The 17137-nt window shown below is 49.9% G+C and carries 15 protein-coding genes; 11 read left to right on the top strand and 4 right to left on the bottom strand.

Annotation, left to right across the window (positions count from 1 at the left end; all coding sequences use genetic code 11):
- Window positions 1–150 precede the first annotated feature (150 nt).
- The 4 genes from ACR9EC_RS09400 (at window position 151) to cas3g (ending at window position 7036) form a co-directional block, all read left to right on the top strand.
- Window positions 151–600, top strand: a complete 450-nt coding sequence (locus ACR9EC_RS09400) for a type I-E CRISPR-associated protein Cas6/Cse3/CasE (RefSeq protein ID WP_435298972.1) — start codon at window positions 151–153, stop codon at window positions 598–600.
- 64 nt (window positions 601–664) lie between these two features.
- Complete coding sequence (cas7g, locus tag ACR9EC_RS09395; RefSeq protein ID WP_435298971.1) at window positions 665–1957, top strand: type I-G CRISPR-associated RAMP protein Csb1/Cas7g; 1293 nt, start codon at window positions 665–667, stop codon at window positions 1955–1957.
- Window positions 1923–3308, top strand: coding sequence for a type I-G CRISPR-associated protein Csb2 (gene csb2, locus ACR9EC_RS09390; RefSeq protein WP_435298970.1), 1386 nt, complete (start codon window positions 1923–1925; stop codon window positions 3306–3308). The genes cas7g and csb2 overlap by 35 nt, the downstream gene beginning before the upstream one ends.
- Window positions 3305–7036 carry a type I-G CRISPR-associated helicase/endonuclease Cas3g gene (gene cas3g, locus ACR9EC_RS09385; protein WP_435298969.1) on the top strand — a complete coding sequence of 1244 codons (3732 nt, stop codon included), beginning with the start codon at window positions 3305–3307 and terminating at the stop codon, window positions 7034–7036. Before csb2 ends, cas3g begins: the two co-directional genes overlap by 4 nt.
- Before the next feature lie 71 nt (window positions 7037–7107).
- On the opposite strand, the gene ACR9EC_RS09380 is transcribed toward cas3g, so the two are convergent.
- Together ACR9EC_RS09380 and ACR9EC_RS09375 are read right to left on the bottom strand one after the other, a co-directional pair.
- Window positions 7108–7989, bottom strand: coding sequence for a zeta toxin family protein (locus ACR9EC_RS09380; RefSeq protein ID WP_435298968.1), 882 nt, complete (start codon window positions 7987–7989; stop codon window positions 7108–7110).
- On the bottom strand, window positions 7986–8258 hold the full coding sequence (locus ACR9EC_RS09375) for a hypothetical protein (RefSeq protein WP_435298967.1): 273 nt from the start codon (window positions 8256–8258) through the stop codon (window positions 7986–7988). Before ACR9EC_RS09375 ends, ACR9EC_RS09380 begins: the two co-directional genes overlap by 4 nt.
- A gap of 284 nt (window positions 8259–8542) precedes the next feature.
- Here ACR9EC_RS09375 and fabG point away from each other — a divergent pair, with 284 nt between their 5' ends.
- Window positions 8543–9307, top strand: coding sequence for a 3-oxoacyl-ACP reductase FabG (gene fabG / locus ACR9EC_RS09370; protein WP_435298966.1), 765 nt, complete (start codon window positions 8543–8545; stop codon window positions 9305–9307).
- A 43-nt stretch (window positions 9308–9350) separates the two neighbouring features.
- Here fabG and ACR9EC_RS09365 read toward each other — a convergent pair whose 3' ends face one another.
- Complete coding sequence (locus tag ACR9EC_RS09365; protein ID WP_435298965.1) at window positions 9351–9860, bottom strand: ClbS/DfsB family four-helix bundle protein; 510 nt, start codon at window positions 9858–9860, stop codon at window positions 9351–9353.
- Window positions 9861–10214: 354 nt separating this feature from the next.
- Here ACR9EC_RS09365 and ACR9EC_RS09360 point away from each other — a divergent pair, with 354 nt between their 5' ends.
- Together ACR9EC_RS09360 and ACR9EC_RS09355 are read left to right on the top strand one after the other, a co-directional pair.
- Window positions 10215–11867: an LPXTG cell wall anchor domain-containing protein gene (locus ACR9EC_RS09360; protein WP_435298964.1), complete on the top strand. Its 1653-nt coding sequence runs from the start codon at window positions 10215–10217 to the stop codon at window positions 11865–11867.
- 141 nt (window positions 11868–12008) lie between these two features.
- Complete coding sequence (locus ACR9EC_RS09355; RefSeq protein WP_435298963.1) at window positions 12009–12452, top strand: GNAT family N-acetyltransferase; 444 nt, start codon at window positions 12009–12011, stop codon at window positions 12450–12452.
- A 67-nt stretch (window positions 12453–12519) separates the two neighbouring features.
- Here the strand turns inward: ACR9EC_RS09355 and ACR9EC_RS09350 are convergent, their stop codons facing one another.
- On the bottom strand, window positions 12520–12909 hold the full coding sequence (locus tag ACR9EC_RS09350) for a DUF4282 domain-containing protein (RefSeq protein ID WP_435298962.1): 390 nt from the start codon (window positions 12907–12909) through the stop codon (window positions 12520–12522).
- A 232-nt stretch (window positions 12910–13141) separates the two neighbouring features.
- Here ACR9EC_RS09350 and ACR9EC_RS09345 point away from each other — a divergent pair, with 232 nt between their 5' ends.
- Genes ACR9EC_RS09345 through ACR9EC_RS09330 form a run of 4 tightly spaced genes read left to right on the top strand, consistent with a single transcriptional unit; the run spans window position 13142 to window position 17113 of the window.
- On the top strand, window positions 13142–13354 hold the full coding sequence (locus ACR9EC_RS09345) for a hypothetical protein (RefSeq protein ID WP_435298961.1): 213 nt from the start codon (window positions 13142–13144) through the stop codon (window positions 13352–13354).
- A gap of 2 nt (window positions 13355–13356) precedes the next feature.
- Window positions 13357–14112, top strand: coding sequence for a 3-oxoacyl-ACP synthase III family protein (locus tag ACR9EC_RS09340; RefSeq protein WP_435298960.1), 756 nt, complete (start codon window positions 13357–13359; stop codon window positions 14110–14112).
- Window positions 14106–14831 (top strand): ABC transporter ATP-binding protein, encoded by a 726-nt coding sequence (locus tag ACR9EC_RS09335; protein WP_435298959.1) that lies wholly within the window; start codon window positions 14106–14108, stop codon window positions 14829–14831. Before ACR9EC_RS09340 ends, ACR9EC_RS09335 begins: the two co-directional genes overlap by 7 nt.
- Before the next feature lie 2 nt (window positions 14832–14833).
- Window positions 14834–17113 (top strand): ABC transporter permease, encoded by a 2280-nt coding sequence (locus tag ACR9EC_RS09330; protein WP_435298958.1) that lies wholly within the window; start codon window positions 14834–14836, stop codon window positions 17111–17113.
- The last annotated feature ends 24 nt before the right edge of the window (window positions 17114–17137 follow it).

Below are 17137 nucleotides of genomic sequence, written 5' to 3'. Positions count from 1 at the left end.
GGTTGTCTCCAATGGTTCGAGATGTTTTCCTTGAAAACCGACAACGAGCGCACATTCATGTCATGTCTGGATTTCGCAGCGGTCTCGGAGAAAACCCTCGCAGCAAACTCGACCTACTATGGCATATAGACCATAGCGCCTCCGTCCTTCATGTCCGCGCCAATGAAGCTTCCCGAACATCCCGCCCGAATCGGTGAGCAAATAAGCCTAAATCGGACACCTGTTGTCGCAGTTGGAGAAAACATACAGGCTTCCGTATTGATGGTTTGCCAAAAAACACCACCATCACGTGTATCACCTGAAATACATGCGCAACTCAAGCAAGGGCGAGCGTACCGACGTAAACCCGTGACCGTTCCAGAGCAGGAAAGGTCTGCGTGGGTTGCCAAAACTTTTGCGTCACTAGGCCTTGAGACTGAGCCTGATGTCACGTTAAGCCCCTTGCGCACGCTACCGCTAGGACTAAAAACCGGAAAAATACCTGCAATACATGCGCAGGTAAAAGGGGTAGTCACTGATTCGCTTCTATTTAATGAGGCACTACGAACTGGCGTGAAGTCTGCCAAAAACTACGGTTTTGGGCTTATCCGCCTCACATAATTTGTCCTTACACATATAAAACTGCGCTCTGTTCTTACACCGTTAACTTTTCTGAGGAGAACCAATGTCGTCCACACTCAAAAACACAGTCGCCCGCAATGTTGCACGCCCTGAAGTTGCAGGCCTTGTCATTGAACGCACACTTGAACCGCTATCCGGCGTCACCACCCCCATTGCTCCACCAACGTATGCTGGCGCAAAATCTGGAGAATCAACCTTTGCGTTATCCGAAGACACATTCATCCCTACCTTCGACGAAAACGGGTGGCTTTCACAGCTATCCAGGAATGCCGATAATGCGCCACGAAAAGGCACTATGGTCATTATCGACAGTGTTGGTTCGCAGAGCGGCCGCGCAGAAACGGCCCTGTGGAACAATCAAGAACGGCTTGATTTAACACTCCCAGGACTTGTCACCACAGGAAACCCTGACGGTAATGACAGCAACGAAAAAACATTACTTAACCGTCAACTACACGAAGCGCTTTCCGTCCAAGCTTCTTCTTGGACACTTGCACACCGACAAGTAGACGCAACTTTGCGATACTCCACCCAAGGCGGAAAACATGTGTGGGGAGAAAAAGAAGACCTTCCTGAATCAGTGAAAGGGCTCGTGTTATCAGCAAGCCCCGAAAACGCAGATCTCCTCTTTTCGCACTTCCCAAATGCAGCAATTTTTGGATACTGGCTTTCCTCAGGAAGCGCCGCACGCCATAAAATGCCGCGATCATACTCCTCCCAAATCGTCGGGTATGGAGCTTCGCCTGTTAATTCTGGCGCCACAAAACTCGACTTTGTTATTAATCCTCTTTCGACAACCCCCCTCACCCAAAAAGGCGATGACCTATCTGTAGATTTGAAAGGAAAGTCTGGGAAAGTTCGTCCATCTCAATTTGGGTTAGGTCAGGTTCCTTCGCAGACAAAAACAACTGGTTTTATCTGTGAGCTCATTGCACAACAGGCAAGCATTTCGCTCACCAATCTGCGCACTCTACGCTTTAGCACGCCTGAGAAAAAACAAGCTGGCTTAACTGTGCTCACTCTGCTGGCAATGGCAGGGCATTATCTTTCCAGCGAAGAAACTTTCCTGCGCAGTAGCTGCGCACTCGTTACCACCGGTGAACGATGGGGATGGAAAATCAACAACGGACACAAAGCCGAAACCGTTGACTTAACCATCACAAGTTTCGAAGAAATTGTTGAAGCGCTACACGAAGCGCTCAAAGATGCCAAAAACGTTGGCCTCGAATTCGCGGAACCAATTCAGCTGCAGTTCTCTACGTTCCTGAACGATCTCATCACATACCGTGTCACTGAAGAGCATGACAAAGCTGCCGGAGAGGCTGACGGCAACTAGCATGCTACGCATATCTGTAACCTACGATTTTCCGTACTATAGCGGACTAGCAGACGACGGAACCGTGAGTTGGCCACCTAGCCCTGTGCGGCTTTTAGGTGCGCTTAAAGCAGGTGCGCATCATCTGCACAAAGACGATGTAGCTCAAGGAAACCAAGCGTTTAAACTGCTACAACGTATTACGGAAAGCCAAGCCCCACTCATTGACACACCACAACACACGTTCGTTGATGCGCCACCGACGTTTGTGCCATCCAGCAACATACCCGAAAAAACAGATAAGAAAACCCTTGCCAGTGTTGTTGACCTTAGCCCGTTCAATCTTTTAACAAGTGCGATTAAACCTAAACCTCAAGCTTCGCTTGTCATGTCAGACCGCACACTGTATTTCTGGGTTGATGTTGACCTCTCTGAGCAAGAAATTATGGTACTGCAACATGTGGCGCAGCGGGTTCCCTACTTTGGTCGTTCACACAACGCAGCTCAACTTTATGTAGATGAAGTTCCACAACTGCCTGCACTTAACGGGGAATGTGTTCGGTATTATCCACACGCATCTTCGCGTGGAAAAACACGTGGATGGCAGAAAAACACCTGCGAATGGTTCGACATAAACTTCGAACGTACGTTTTCGGCAGACCCAACTATTAGACAGCTGCCGCCTTTACCGGCTTCAGGCTTTACGCAAGCAATAGATTACATTCCATTAAACAAAATTGATGGAGAAAATCTTGACGTTATCTCGCTTGAATATGCCATCCCGCACTGGAAAATCCCTCATCTCTTCCACCGTTTTTCTTCCCTCGCCTTCAAGAATGTGGCGGTTGTGCCCATCACAGACAGTTATCGCCCATACGCAGACGGACGACTTGTTGGCCTTGGTTTTATGCAAAAGAAAACAAGCACACAAGTTCCTGTGGAAGAAATACAAGCTGAAATAGCTGAAACTGCCCCACAAATACTCGACATCATCGACGACAGCAGTTTACTCAACACAAAATGGCGCGTGCACCAACCACGCGCATTACAACCAAGCACCTGGACTGAGACGTCCACGCAATGGCAATCCGCTACGCCTCTTCTTGGGTTCCCTGACGCTCGTATCGTCATCCTAGAAATAAAAAACTACATGAGGGAAACATACGGGGTAGATATTCACATCGAATATTGCCTAAACGCTCCACCGCATCCCTGGCATGCCCGATGGTCTACATCTGACTTAAGCGAAGGAAACGGAACATGGTGGCTGTCATTCGCTACGAGTAAAGAAATCTCTGGCCCACTTATTTTGGGTGAGCGCCAAGACCTCGGATTTGGTGTTTTCGCTCCAACACGATTGGTGACAACATGACCGCCGAATTTCCCTCATTTGAAACCTACTTTGAAGCAATCCACAGCTATTCTCCATACACCTGGCAAAGCCGCCTAGCGCATCAGGTACGTGAAAATTCTTGGCCGTCCCCAATCGCTGTACCTACAGGATTAGGAAAAACAGCCACGATAGCCATTGCGGTGTATGAGCTTGCTCGTCAAATTGCACACGGCGAACAGCGAACAGCACCACAACGTATTTTCCATGTTGTTGATCGAAAAATTTTGGTCGATTCAACAGCAACATATTCAGAACATCTCGCCGAAAAAATAAACTCCGCAGAACCAGATTCTCCACTCGCGCCAGTACGTGCAGCGTTAAAAACGCTACTTGGCGAAGGAGAAACTGAAGCGATCGTTTCGTCGGGAATACATGGCGACCGCCCCGACAGCAAAGTATGGCTTCGCGCTACCGGCTGTTCCATCGTTTCTTTGACAAGCAATCAATACGTGTCGCGTCTTTTGATGCGAGGTTTCGGAGTATCTCTCGGTGCATCTCCGATCGCTGGCGCACTTACTGGCATCGACTCCCTCGTACTTTTCGACGAACCACACCTATCTCAGCAAGCCGTCACAACCATTCGTAAAGCGTTTTCGCTTCAACAACAAGCACCACACGCATTAGGTCTGCCGGACTCTCGCGTTGTATTACTCGGAGCAACAATCCCTAAAGGCCTGTCCAGTGATGAGGACCAAAAGTTCGAGCTCAACACAACGTTCAGCAGCGCTGAAAAAACGCGAATTAATGCGGCTCGAACAGTCGAAATGCAGTGGACTGATGGTAAAGAAACAGCTGTTTCAAAACAGTTAGTTAATGCTGCCCTTGAAGCTTGGCATTCGGGGGCACAACGCATTGCAGTATTCGTGAACACTGTTGCGTTGGCACATAAGGTGACGCAATTGCTTGAAAAAGCGAAGCATCCCAAAGGCTCTGTGCAGCCACCTGAACCTGTGCTCACAACCTCCAGGTTTCGCCCAATAGACAAACCTGTACTTCAAGATGGTCCGCTACTTCTTGTTTCCACACAAACCCTTGAAGTCGGCGTTGATTTCAGCGTTGACCATCTAGTTACTGAAGTATGCCCGTGGGGTCCCCTCGTTCAGAGACTTGGGCGACTCAACCGCGATGGATTATCAAAGCAGGGTCATGCGACTATCGTTGGCGGGTGGGTTGATGCTCCAGTCGTCAGAAAACCGAGCGCATTCATTTATGGTGAAGAGCCGCTCCACAACGTTCAAACTTTCTTGCGTGATGTGAGCCAAGAAGGTTCCATAGATTTTAGTTATGCCGGTGTTCAAAACCTGAAAAATCATCCGAGTTTTTCTCTTGAAAAACTCGATCACAGGCAAGGACGCATTGGAACGTTAACTCGCGTTCAATTACCTGTGCTTGCACAGACGAGGCCTCGTCCAGAAAATGATGTGCGTGTTGAAGCACTCATTGCAGGCCCAGACGCTGAAACTGTACCTGAAGTTCGGGTTGCATGGCGTCATCACCTTGAGCACGTTGATGCGCTAAAAGAGCATTTCCTTGTTGACGCGAGTGAAGTTGTGTCTGTTACGCGCTCTGCACTTCAATCATTACTTACCGGAAAAACCCTTCAAACTGAACTGTCTGATGTTGAAGCCATTAAGGACACTGCCAGTTTCACGGAGCCCTTTACCGCAGAGCTGCATCGCATACGCATTTGGGATTCAACTCTTGAAGGGTGGACTGTCCCGCAAAACGAATTTGAGGTTCTTCGAGCAACAGATGTTCTTCTCGAGCCTGAGATTGGTGGTTATTCCAAGAAATACGGTTGGACGGGCAAAGTTACACCACAGGACTTGCCAGATGATGTGTCTCTAGCAGCTGTACTAAAACGGCTCAGAAACGTTCACAATGGCAGTCTTGCTCTAGCATCGAACACGTTCCGTATTCCATTGAGTCCGCAAACCTTACGTGCTGCCGAAAATTACGCCGAAATACACGACAGTTCTCGGATAATCGGCTCTTTCCCATCAAGGTCTTCCTTCATTGACGAGGACACATATTTTGAAGAAATCCTTGCGTGGGCAGAAGAAACTTCACTAGAGCTCATATCGAAATACGTCAACGCGCTCACACTTTCCAAGAAAATTATTCGCACACATGATGACGAAAACGGATTCCATATAGTTGTTACGTGTGCAGTGAAGAATGAAAAGCAGTCCAAAGATGCTGCTAAACCCGTTCTTCTGCACACTCATCAGCAACAGGTAGGAGCATGGGCTCTGACTGATGCACGCTGTGCTGGTTTACATTCAGCCTTAGCAGACAGCGTCGCTGTTGCGGGTGCGCTTCACGACCAAGGCAAGGCAGATTCTGCATTCCAAAAATACCTAGCCAATGGAAAAGTTTATGATGATCGTCTAGCTAAATCACTCACATCCACAACGACCCCACGGACGAGGGGGGCGCAGGCTAAACGTTTTGGTGTTTTACCTGGCTGGCGTCATGAAGCCCTCAGTGTGGATCTTGTTTCTGCACGCATTAATGATCCGTTAATTCTGCATCTTATTGGCGCGCACCATGGCTGGTATCGACCATTAATCCAACCCTTAGACGCTCAAGGGCACACAATCGGTCAACGTCATGCACAAGAGTTTTCCCATCTTAATTCCACTTTCGGTTTGTGGGGGCTTGCCTATCTAGAGGCCCTTGTACGGCTTGCAGATTGGAGAGCATCAGCACACCCGCAAGATGTAAGTTTCTCGTTACCTGACGTCCCGGCTTCAGTCGTGACTGGAGCAAAAATAAATGAACAGACCACTTCTCACAAACTAGAAGGTCTTACTTCCACACCACTAGCAGGATGGTTTACTTCCGTTGCTTTGCTGGCTGCAGCACGGGAACACGAGGACGTAACAGCCCACTTGCATTGGGAGCCAACGACCAATGGTGGGGCTCCTACCGTTCCAGTGCTATCAACGACTATTCCGCTAAAAACGCTAGTCGCACATGTTTTACGTTCCGATGACTGGCATGCGCTCAGTAAGTTCTCTGAGAATTTTGGAGATACAAGCAACCTCTTAAGCAAAAATCAAAAGTTCAGTCCCATTACCGGACTGAATGATGCTCTTGAAAACGCAGACAATCAGAACTTTGTTATGCCTCTTGTATTTGCTAGTGATCTGGCTGCAGCCGACACAACAAAAGAAGGCGGTGGTTTACCACTCAATGTGCCTGTAATTGCCAATAACTCAAACTACATTTCTGTAGCAATGCGTTTGGTACATGCGTATGAGACTTCACCTGAGGTTTTGGATGAGATAGTTGAAGCATTACGCTCAATCAACGCTGGTTACAGTCCTGTCCAATGTGATGGCGGAATGGATAGAGCCCGTGCTTCCTCAAAAGACGTAAATGGCATGGTGTCTGAGCAGCGAGTGACCCGTTCTATGCTTAGCCCTTTAGTCGTATACGGCATATCACGGCTTAATAGTGCTGGACACAGTGCACCGGGCATGCGTGGGCGCCCTCGATCTTTTGCATATCCTCTGCCCACGGCTCCTAGTTCATTAGAAGAGATCAACACCTTATTGTTCACCGGTTTTTCTCAGCGAGGATGGGCATGGCAGTTGGTTGATAATGAGTGGGTTCTTTTCTCACAGTGGCAGTCTGAAGGAAAATCAGAAAACTTTTGGGTAAGTGATCCCGTCAAACGCTCTGAAGTTCTCAACTTTTAAGTAGCGACCCTAACTGTGTGGGGCTCTTCGACGAAGTAATGATGGCCCGTTGAAGAGCCCCACACTTCTTTTCAGTTCATTTCATCTGAATAAGCGTGCGGAACAACAGCAGCAGCATCCACTGTGGCTAAGCGATTACACACAGTCACCAGATCAGGGTCGTTTTGACCGAGTTTCCCCCGCGCATCTAAAGCCTCCGCTGTGCGCTCAATCCATACTTGCGCCTGCTGTGGAGTCATCGTGCGAACGTCTCTCGCTGTTTCAACAGCTGCCGCGGCGGCTTCTCCTCGCGCGATACCGCCGTCGCGAACGTTTTCATCATGAAAAATCGTGCCTTCACGATTTTGGACAACAACGCGGTCTACCACTCCCGAAGCAACGAGGTCACGAACGGTATTGCCTACATTTGCAGCAGCAACATCATGTGCAGCGCCTGGCGTCCAACGACCAGCACCATAGTCTTTGACTTGCTCGATATAACGCTCAACCGTTCCTGCACGCGAAACCTCTAGCGGAACAGCAACAACTCGAAGTTCCGTCTCATATCCTGCATCTTTAAACGCCTGAAATTCACGCTGCAACATCGTTGAATCCCGCAGCGTGGTCTCAACGATTGCGCTAATTTTCTGGTTTCGCAAATACTCATTAGACATACCGACCCAGGGCCCCGATGCCGAAGCTGTCACCTCGGGCATACGCAGCGGATCCTCACGCATCAAACGAGCATAATCTGGATGGAATCGCCTGAGATTATCCCCATTAACTGGAGCTGAACCTGGTATCGACCTGTGTGCGTCTTTTAATATGCGCCCTTTACCTGCCCCAGGCTGGCCACCCACGGATACAAAACGTGGTGGCTGTGCCGAAACACCACCACGCAAACCATCAATATATGGCCGAACATCAGCTTCGAAAATGCGTCTCAATTCCTGCGGAGTTAATTTCTCTGTCACAAGCCAACCTCTGGAGCCTCATCCGGCAAAGAAGCAAACAACTCACGCAACTCGGCACGCTTCGCATCGATAGCAGACTGGCTGTCAATGTCCACGGCCTGCACCTCTTGGCTCAACCGCAGAATCTCACGCTGCCAATACTCGGCTTCTTCTTCAGTCTTCGCTTCACGCTTCCAAGCCACATACTGGCCACTAATTCGTGTTTCTAATTCACACATCGCGTCATAAATCATCGGATTAACATTCCGATCGTCGTTCAGGTCTGCCATATTGCCCTTTCCACGGAGGGATATTCTCACCTCATTACGAGGCTCTAGGCTATTTTACTGCTTTTTATCCGAAAACAGCGGAATTATTCTTCTCTGTGGATAACCCCACCAACAACCAGTCCCTCATCCTGCTTTAGAAAAAAGTACTGATCAGATATGGTGAAAGTGTTAGTTCACTCGTGAAATAACACTTTCATCCGACTGAATTCGGCAGCCTGCTGACGAACCCTCACCGGACACCTTGTCCCGCCGGTCAGCAGGCGCCAAGCAAGGAGCCGTGGAGCATGTTTTCCCTCAAAAACCGTGTAGCAATCGTGACCGGTGGAGCATCAGGAATTGGGCGAGGCATCGTCGAATCCCTTGTTGAAGCAGGCGCAACAGTCGTCATAGCGGACCTCAACGAAGCAGCCGCACAACACACCGCTCAAGAAGTTGGTGCCCACGCCAAGAAACTCGACGTCACCAACAGAGAACAAGTACGCACAGTCTTCGCCGAAGTGCATGAAGAGTTCGGCCAGATCGATGTTTTGTGCGCGAACGCAGGAATTTTCCCACAAGCCGGCCTCGACACACTCACCGACGAGCAGTGGGACACCATTTTCACCGTCAACACCAAATCGACGTTCATCACCGTGCAAGAAGCACTGAAGTTCATGAAGCCACGCAAGTACGGCCGCATTGTCATCACTACGTCAATCACTGGTTCGCACACCGGATATCCGGGCTGGTCACACTACGGGGCCACCAAAGCAGCCCAACAAGGCTTCATGCGTGGCGCTTCTCTTGAAGTTGCCCGTGATGGCATCACCATCAACGGCGTTTTGCCGGGCAACATTTTGACTGACGGGCTGCGCGATCAAGGAGAAGAGTACCTTGCGCAAATGGCTCGCGGAATCCCTGCTTTACGCCTTGGCGACCCTCGCGACATTGGAAACGCTGCGGCTTTCCTCGCGTCCACCGAAGCCGGATACATTACCGGGCAGACTCTCATTGTTGACGGCGGGCAAATCTTGCCTGAATCCCCCGAAGCGATTCTTCAAGCAGAATAGCCCTCAGCTCAATTGAACTTGCATATTGTTGCGGGCAAACAACCTAATGGTTGTTTGCCCGCAACCATGCACGAATTCGCTGACGAGCGTTCGCGTAAGGCGACGACGTATTGAACTGAATCATTCGTCCAGCAGTGTAGTTTTTGTACCATACCGTGCCATATAACTCGTCGTCGCTGAGTTGCTCGATGAGTGCAACTATTGCGGTTTTTACCGCCTCATATTCGGTGAGTAATTCGGTCCAAGACGTGTGTGTGCGTTGTGCATAAAAATGTTGCGCCAGCTCACCCAACTGGTTCCAGGTAAACCCTGCTGCCGGAAAATCTGGCTCTACGCCCTGCGCACGCTGCTCATGCCACAGCAATACTTGCTGGTTCCACCCAATAAGGTATGCGACGAGGTCAGCAGGGCTCATCAGGCTACCTGCCTTATGTCCAGGCATGGTTTTTTCTCGCGCTGATTCTTCTGGAACCCGAGCTAAATCTGCAACCAATAAGGCATATGTGCTGGTTACTGCAGCAAGTAGCTCGTCTTTCGAGCGTGGAATCGCCATTCTTCTTCCTTTTCTTCAGCGATATTGAAACGCATCAGGCATTCAGCGTATCCGACCACACAGACATTTTATTTTGTGCACAAAATGCGTATTAAAAACTACCAAAAGGTGCGTTCCACGTGAATCAATTTTCTGACGTTCTGTAAACCTGCTGGCAGTGCACATATTAAGAAAAATAGGGGAAGCACTCCCCTTGTCCCTTTCGCATCATTTTCTGCAATTCTGAAAAAGCCTCCACGCCGCATCTCATATGCCGTCAAGGACCGCTCTGGTCCCAAGACTCACGGAAAGGAACGTGCCTTAAACAGGCGCTAAAAACGACAAGGCTTGTAAGCACAATCAGAAAAGAGAACGATGAGTAACCAACATGCAGGGCGCATCCGCCTCACGTATGGCATGGCAGCAGGAATCGTTGTGGCACCGCTCGTAGCTGCATCATTAGCATCTGCAGCACCGGTCAATCCGCCAGAAGAAACTTCCAGCACAGCCTCATCAGCCTCTCCAAACATTGAGGCTAGTCAAACCGTCCCGCCTGCGGAACCAACCACTCCCACGAAAACTCAGCTTCCATGGCCTGGCCCTGAAGGAATGGTTGAGTTCGACGAATCCAACACGTTCACCGGCGACATGAGTAGTGCCGTGTACGAATCAAAATCTGTCGTCTGGGCTGTAAGCAACGGCGAAGGCATCTTACACAAAATGGATGTCTTCCCTAACCGAGTTGGTGAAGCAAAAGGCTGGGTAGGTGGTCATAAACTACGCTACCCAGATGGCACCGGAAACATTGACGCTGAAGGCGTAGTCCTTGTTGGCGGTGCAGCCAAAAATGGTGTTCTTGTCGGCTCAGAAAGAAACACAGAAGTAGGCGCACCAAAAGCTTCACGCCCATCCGTACTGTTGTATGACGTTAACCCTGTGGGCATCGGCACCGGCGATATACAAGCAAGCCACGAATGGAACCTTTCCGAGCACTACCCTAACGCGGCCCCAAACTCAGGTATCGAAGGAATCACATGGGTGCCAAGTGCAGATCTCGTTGCTGCAGGCGTGATTGACGAATCCACTAAAGCGCCATACACACCAGACACCTACACCAACCATGTTGAGGGCATCGCTTTTGTTGGTGTCGAAGCAACCGGAACTGTCATTGGATATGCCCTTGGCTTAGATGGCTCCATTACTCGAGTCACCTCATTTGATTCAGCATTCGCTGGGGTGATGGAACTCGAATACGACACTGTACGCAACGAATTATGGGTTGTGTGCGATGAAGTGTGCGAAGGGCGCTCACAAGTGTTTGCCCTTGGTGGAGCAGAATCGACGCAGTCAAAAGAAGAAACCAAAGCCGCCCAATCAAGCGCTTACACTGAGGTTGGCTTTTATGAGCGACCAGCAAAAACAGAAAATCTGGCGAATGAAGGTTTCGCGATTTCACCGGCAACGGTAAACGGCACTCGTCAAGTTTTGTGGACTGACGACGCAGCAACTGGCGGGCACTCTTTCCGCGTAGGTGCACTGAAATCTAGTGAAGCTGACAGCGGCACGGACAGCGGCACTGATGGCGGAACCGGCGGTAGCACTGAGGAAACCCCTGCAGAAAAGCCGAAACCTGAAGAGCCAAAGCCTAGCCAGCCTGACAACGGAACCGATGGATCTGATACTGGATCTGATGGCACTGCTGACGGGTCTTCCACACAGCAGCCACAACCTGTATCCGATAACCAAAGCGACGGAAACAATGGGGGAGAGCCAACGCTGGACCCCACTCCGACAGCAGATGCACGTGACACTAGTAAAAAGCCAGCTCAAGAACCAACCGTTCCTGGCGCACACGGCTCTAACCCTTCACCTAGCGCAGGCACACAAGGCGACACTGTCGAGGCCACAGACCGTGGAGGCGTGCTTGCCAAAACCGGTGCTCAAGGGGTCGCATTTGGTATTGCAGGGCTCGTCGCTCTTGGCCTCATCGTTAGCGGATTCTTTTTACTCAAGCGCCGCAAAGCATAGCTTGTGTAGAACATAGTTTCGTTGCGAAGTAGTGTGGCATCAGCTTTTGCTGATGCCACACTTTTTCCATTCACACCACATGCCACCTATCGAAATATATGTACAGGTGAGGGCGTAAAAGCCTAGTGTTGAGGCGTGACTATGATCGAGTTGAAACGTCCACTGGGTTGTAACGTGTACAACAAACTTTTGGAGGTGTGGGGGTCATCTGTGCGGGCAACGCACAGTTTCCTTTCAGACGAACATTTCAGTTATTTCATGCAAGAAATTCCGTCGTATTTTCCGCAAGTTGATTTAACTGGTGCTTTTATCGATGGTGAACTGGTTGGTTTTTCTGGCATTGCAGAGGGCCGCCTCGACATGCTTTTTGTAGCAGACGAGGCACGTCATCAAGGTGTTGGTTCGGCATTGTTACGTGACGGTCTAGCGCGGAATCACGCGCTAACTGTCGAGGTTAATGAGCAGAACCCTGCAGCTGTGGGGTTTTATGAAAGCCACGGTTTCGTCGCGAAGCGTCGCGACGAGGTAGACGGTTTTGGATTCCCTTACCCGGTCCTGCATATGGAATTACAGGAAAGCGACTGATTAGTTCTGCTTAAAACGGCGAAGGGGGTGGGTGCAGAACGTTCTGCACCCACCCCCTTCACATGTTTTAACGCTTTGCGAGGGTGGTTGTGTTTTCTGCGGTACGGATCATTGCGACCGCAAATTCGAGTCCAATGCGTAAAAGAATTATGTGGACAGCGGAGACGATTGCGCCAAGGAAGAGAGCAAGGAATCCATACAGCGGGCTTATGCCAGCCAGCGCAAAGAACGCAATCAGGTAACTTAAACCAACAAAGATAAGCAGAAGAACGTAAATGAACTTCGCGAACTTCAAGGTGACAAAGTGGCTGAAGGATAGGTCAAAAAGCGCTTTAAAGAACGAAACGCCTTGGCTGTCTTGCGTGTTCCGAGGCGGGTTCGGGTCGTAGCTCTGAATGGGGGAAGTTTCAGGAGCGGGCTGCGTAGTGGTTTCTGGTTCTGGGTAAGACTGGCTCATAAAGTGCACTCCATATGCATAAATTCCTTGTTTACCAAAACACCTTAACAAGTTCAAAACACGCATGTAACCCTAGTCTCATTTTATGAATGACTAATACGATTGGTGAAATCACCAATATTTCCATCATACAAAAGTCGGATATGACGCTTATGCAGTAAAAATTTCTGTACTCGCTGACCGGTCGGCTGGTATGTTCTTTGAACTATCACTTCCCACAAAGGATGTAAGCGTGAATGTTCTTGCCGTAAAAGTGCTTGGCTCTGGAGAAGCACTTCCTCGTCGCATTGTTCCCACCCGAGAAGTTGCAGCGCTATGCGGTATCTCTGAAACAGAAGCCATTGATCGCACTGGTGTCCACACTCGGCACTGGATAAGCCCGGATGAAGACCCTGTAACGTTGGGGCCCTTGCAGCACAACGCGCCATCGACGATGCAGGATTAACCGTGAAAGACATTGACATGGTTATCAACGCGTCAGGGACCCCCATGCAAGCAATTCCAGACGGCGGCGCCCTATTGGCGACAGAACTCGGACTCACAGGTCACTTTGCATTTTCTGTACACGCAACATGCATTTCTTTCTTGCTGGCACTACAGCACGCCGCGTTCCTTGTTGACGCGGGTCGAGCACACAACGTACTCATAGTGTCTACCGAAGCTGGAAGCCGCGGACTCAACTTCAATCAACCCGAAAGCGCAATCCTCATCGGTGATGCTGCCGCCGCCGTTGTTGTCGGACGAGCTTCCGCACCCGGCCAAGGCATCGTCGACATGGCTTTCTCCACTGATCCAAACGGCATCAAAGACGCAGAGATCCGCGGCTTTGGAAGCCGCCTATCAGCAAGTCGAGTTAATGAAGTTCCTTCAGATTTCCAGTTCGACATGAACGGTTTGCGACTTCTAAAAAGCGCGATACGCCTGTTCCCCTCGTTCCTTGAAGAACTCCGCCCTGGGCTAAGTAAAAGCACCGCAGGAATAGACCGCATCATTCCGCACCAGACCAGCAAAGCTGGTATGCATAAAATGTCGCACTTTTGGGGCTGGGACAAAATGACAGTCACCTTAGGAGAAGTCGGAAACACTATCGCTGCAAGCATTCCTTTGGCACTTAACCGAACCCCCATTAAGCCCGGAGAAAGCGCACTACTTGTCGGAACAGGTGCTGGGACACACTACGGAGCTGTGATTGTGCAATGGTAGCCCTCGACACAGCACACATTTCAGCGCGCGGTGTCACTCGAATCTTTGGAACAGGACACGCGCAAGTCACTGCGCTGTCTGACGTTGATGTAAACATCCATTCCAATAACTTCACTGTGATACTGGGGCCTTCAGGGTCGGGAAAATCCACACTATTAAACATCCTTGGCGGAATGGACAGGCCCACCTCCGGTCGAATTACCGCAGGCGATAAAGCCCTTGAAAGTCTCTCTGAACAAGAACTCACCAACTACAGACGCACACAAGTTGGGTTCGTCTTTCAGTTTTACAACCTCATTCCTAACCTCACCGCATCAGAAAACGTTGCACTTGCTGCGGCACTCGTCATGCCACACAAAGAAGCCGCACATGTGGCCAAACAACTCCTTGAAGAGGTCGGGTTAGGGCATCGATTAAATCAGTTTCCTCGTCACCTCTCCGGCGGCGAAATGCAACGAGTGGCTATCGCACGTGCGCTAGCAAAAAAACCAGCACTACTTTTATGCGACGAACCAAGCGGCGCACTCGATTCAAAAACTGGTTTACACATTCTCAGCCAACTGCAACGTACCGCTCACACCAGTAACACGGCTGTCGTCGTTGTGACACATGATGCGTCATTAGCTTCGTCTGCGAACCGACTCATTAGGCTCGCTGACGGAAAAGTCGTCGAAAATTCTGTTAATTCCTCGCCAGAGATCATCGAAGAAAGACTCTAGTCATGTTTGGGATTCTTGCTCGTAAACTCAGGCGCGACCTCAAACAGTACTGGGCACAGTTTGCTGCCGTGTCTTTCATGGCGTGTTTGAGTGTCCTCATATTTTCGGGTTTAGGTGGCGGTTGGCGTGGCATCGAAAACGAATTGCACTCTTTCGCTGATGCTAATGCCCTGCCTGACGCGTGGGTTGCTGGACACGGTTTAACCACCACCGACCTCAACAACGTTAAACAGATTGATGGGGTGAGCGAAGCTGCACTTGTCTCATCAACACAAGCGACACATATAGACAACGCGGATACGGGCACTCTTCGTATCTCTCCTTTTGTCTCAGACACCCTGAATGTTCCTTACGTTGTGTCGGGTAAAACTGTGACATCGCAAAAGGGTGTCTGGGTTGATAACGAATATGCGCAACACAATGACATACGCGTAGGTGACATTGTGACTGTGCGAGCAGGAAAAACCGACGTACAACGTGAAGTTGCGGGAACAATCATCCAACCCGACAAAATCGCGTATACCGGCACCGGACTTGTGTCACCTGAACCCGCATCCTTCGGATACGCCATCGTGGATATCGATGCTTTTAAAGCACTCACAACGACACAACCAATTGAACAAACAGTTCTGGTTCGTGGCGAAACCGAAGGCCTGAGAGACAAAGCAACACAGGCTCTTGGTGAAAAATACGGCTCTTATATGCAACGCGACAGCCACCCCTATGTAGCTACCGCTTATGAACGCGCCGAACAAATCAAAAGCATGTCATACCTGTTTTCATCACTGTTTTTGCTCGTCGCATTGCTATCTATTTTCACGTCTATTCGACGACTGACCGATATTCAGCGCTTTGAAGTGGCAACCTTAAAAGCCTTGGGCTGCACCAACCGAACTGTCGGCTGGTATTACAGTATCGTCGGCTCAATTACCGTACTTTTAGGTAGCGTTGTTGGTCTTGTTTTAACCCCGACATTGTCACGATACGTATTAAGCACCCAGCAAAATAGTTTTTCTTTACCCTCATGGGAACCGGCATACACTGTAGGAAATTTGGTGCTTCCTGCACTACTACTTGCCGTATGTGTTTTGGCATCATGGACTGCGACCCGCCCCATGCGCCGAATGAACCCAGCTGAAGGTATGCGACCTGAAGCTGGCCGTGCCCGCCGCTCCCCGTTGGAACGGTTCACATCATTTTGGGGACGAGTGGCTTTCGGTAGTCGCTGGGCAATACGTGATGCCTCTGGAAACCCTGTTCGTGTAGCCATGGGAATTATTGCCACTATGGGTTGCATGATGCTGCTTGCCACAGGGTTTGGCATGCCCGACACCCTCAACAAACAGGTAGAACGTTCATACACCCAGCAATATCAATATGACGCTCAGTTACGCATCTCTCCAACTGCTACACAACCCGAGAAAGAAAATATTGAACAAGCAGTAGGAGAAGGCCAATGGATACAACAAACACCTGTGCGGATCATCCCGGATTCAGGCACGGACCACGTTCTGACGGTATTAGATGAAGGAACTAATTTTCAGGTTTTCGACAACAAAGGTCAGCCTCTACGCCCTGATGAAGGTGCCGTCATATCTGAACATTTAGCGCGCACGCTTGGCCTTACGGTGCAGGACCCCCTGAGCGTAAAACTACCGAACGGCACAACAATTGACACGCATATCGTGGCGGTTACTCAAGTGTCAGAACCTCAAGGAGTACTGTTTACTGCACCAGCGTGGGAACTCGCGGGGGGAGACTTCACTCCAAATAGTTTCCTTGCGTCACAAGCACCCGATACTAATGTCGTAATCCCTGGCGCACTCAGTTCCCTCACCTTGGATGAGCAACGCCAAAACGCTCAAGCACTCGTCAACTCGCTCTCTAGTGTTTTCACGTTAATTAAAGTGTTCGCGATAGTTCTTGCCGTCGTCGTGCTGTACAACTTGGGGGCGCTTAGTTTTGCTGAGCGTGTCCGAGATTATGCAACATTACGCGTGCTCGGGTTTCGTCTTTCAGAGATTCGATCCCTCGCAAGTAGAGAGAATTTCTTTACAACACTAGTGGGATGGCTCATCGGTATTCCTGCCGGGTGGTGGTTCTTAACCAAGTATGTTGGTTTGTTCAGTACCGAACGCGCAGCCTATCAGCCCTATTTGACGCCACTTAGTTGGGCTATCGCCTCAGCAATAACTATTGGTTTCGCGCTGACCGCTACGTTCTTGCTCACTCACCGCATTAACCGTATCGATATGACCAGCGCACTAAAAAGCGTTGAATAAAACAAGCATCGTGCAGGAGTGAAT

The sequence above is a fragment of the Timonella sp. A28 genome (genome assembly GCF_051200815.1).
In the GTDB taxonomy this organism is placed as follows: domain Bacteria; phylum Actinomycetota; class Actinomycetes; order Actinomycetales; family Cellulomonadaceae; genus Timonella.
Note: the sequence above shows the minus strand (reverse complement) of the source record. Positions and strands in the feature narration are given on the sequence as shown.

What these genes read in the sequence shown, in the direction of transcription:
- ACR9EC_RS09400 (WP_435298972.1), top strand. Translation starts at nt 151, where the DNA reads ATGTCCGCGCCAATGAAGCTTCCCGAACATCCCGCCCGAATCGGTGAG.
- cas7g (WP_435298971.1), top strand. Translation starts at nt 665, where the DNA reads ATGTCGTCCACACTCAAAAACACAGTCGCCCGCAATGTTGCACGCCCT.
- csb2 (WP_435298970.1), top strand. Translation starts at nt 1,923, where the DNA reads ATGACAAAGCTGCCGGAGAGGCTGACGGCAACTAGCATGCTACGCATA.
- cas3g (WP_435298969.1), top strand. Translation starts at nt 3,305, where the DNA reads ATGACCGCCGAATTTCCCTCATTTGAAACCTACTTTGAAGCAATCCAC.
- ACR9EC_RS09375 (WP_435298967.1), bottom strand. Translation starts at nt 8,258, where the DNA reads ATGGCAGACCTGAACGACGATCGGAATGTTAATCCGATGATTTATGAC.
- fabG (WP_435298966.1), top strand. Translation starts at nt 8,543, where the DNA reads ATGTTTTCCCTCAAAAACCGTGTAGCAATCGTGACCGGTGGAGCATCA.
- ACR9EC_RS09365 (WP_435298965.1), bottom strand. Translation starts at nt 9,860, where the DNA reads ATGGCGATTCCACGCTCGAAAGACGAGCTACTTGCTGCAGTAACCAGC.
- ACR9EC_RS09360 (WP_435298964.1), top strand. Translation starts at nt 10,215, where the DNA reads ATGAGTAACCAACATGCAGGGCGCATCCGCCTCACGTATGGCATGGCA.
- ACR9EC_RS09355 (WP_435298963.1), top strand. Translation starts at nt 12,009, where the DNA reads ATGATCGAGTTGAAACGTCCACTGGGTTGTAACGTGTACAACAAACTT.
- ACR9EC_RS09350 (WP_435298962.1), bottom strand. Translation starts at nt 12,909, where the DNA reads ATGAGCCAGTCTTACCCAGAACCAGAAACCACTACGCAGCCCGCTCCT.
- ACR9EC_RS09335 (WP_435298959.1), top strand. Translation starts at nt 14,106, where the DNA reads ATGGTAGCCCTCGACACAGCACACATTTCAGCGCGCGGTGTCACTCGA.
- ACR9EC_RS09330 (WP_435298958.1), top strand. Translation starts at nt 14,834, where the DNA reads ATGTTTGGGATTCTTGCTCGTAAACTCAGGCGCGACCTCAAACAGTAC.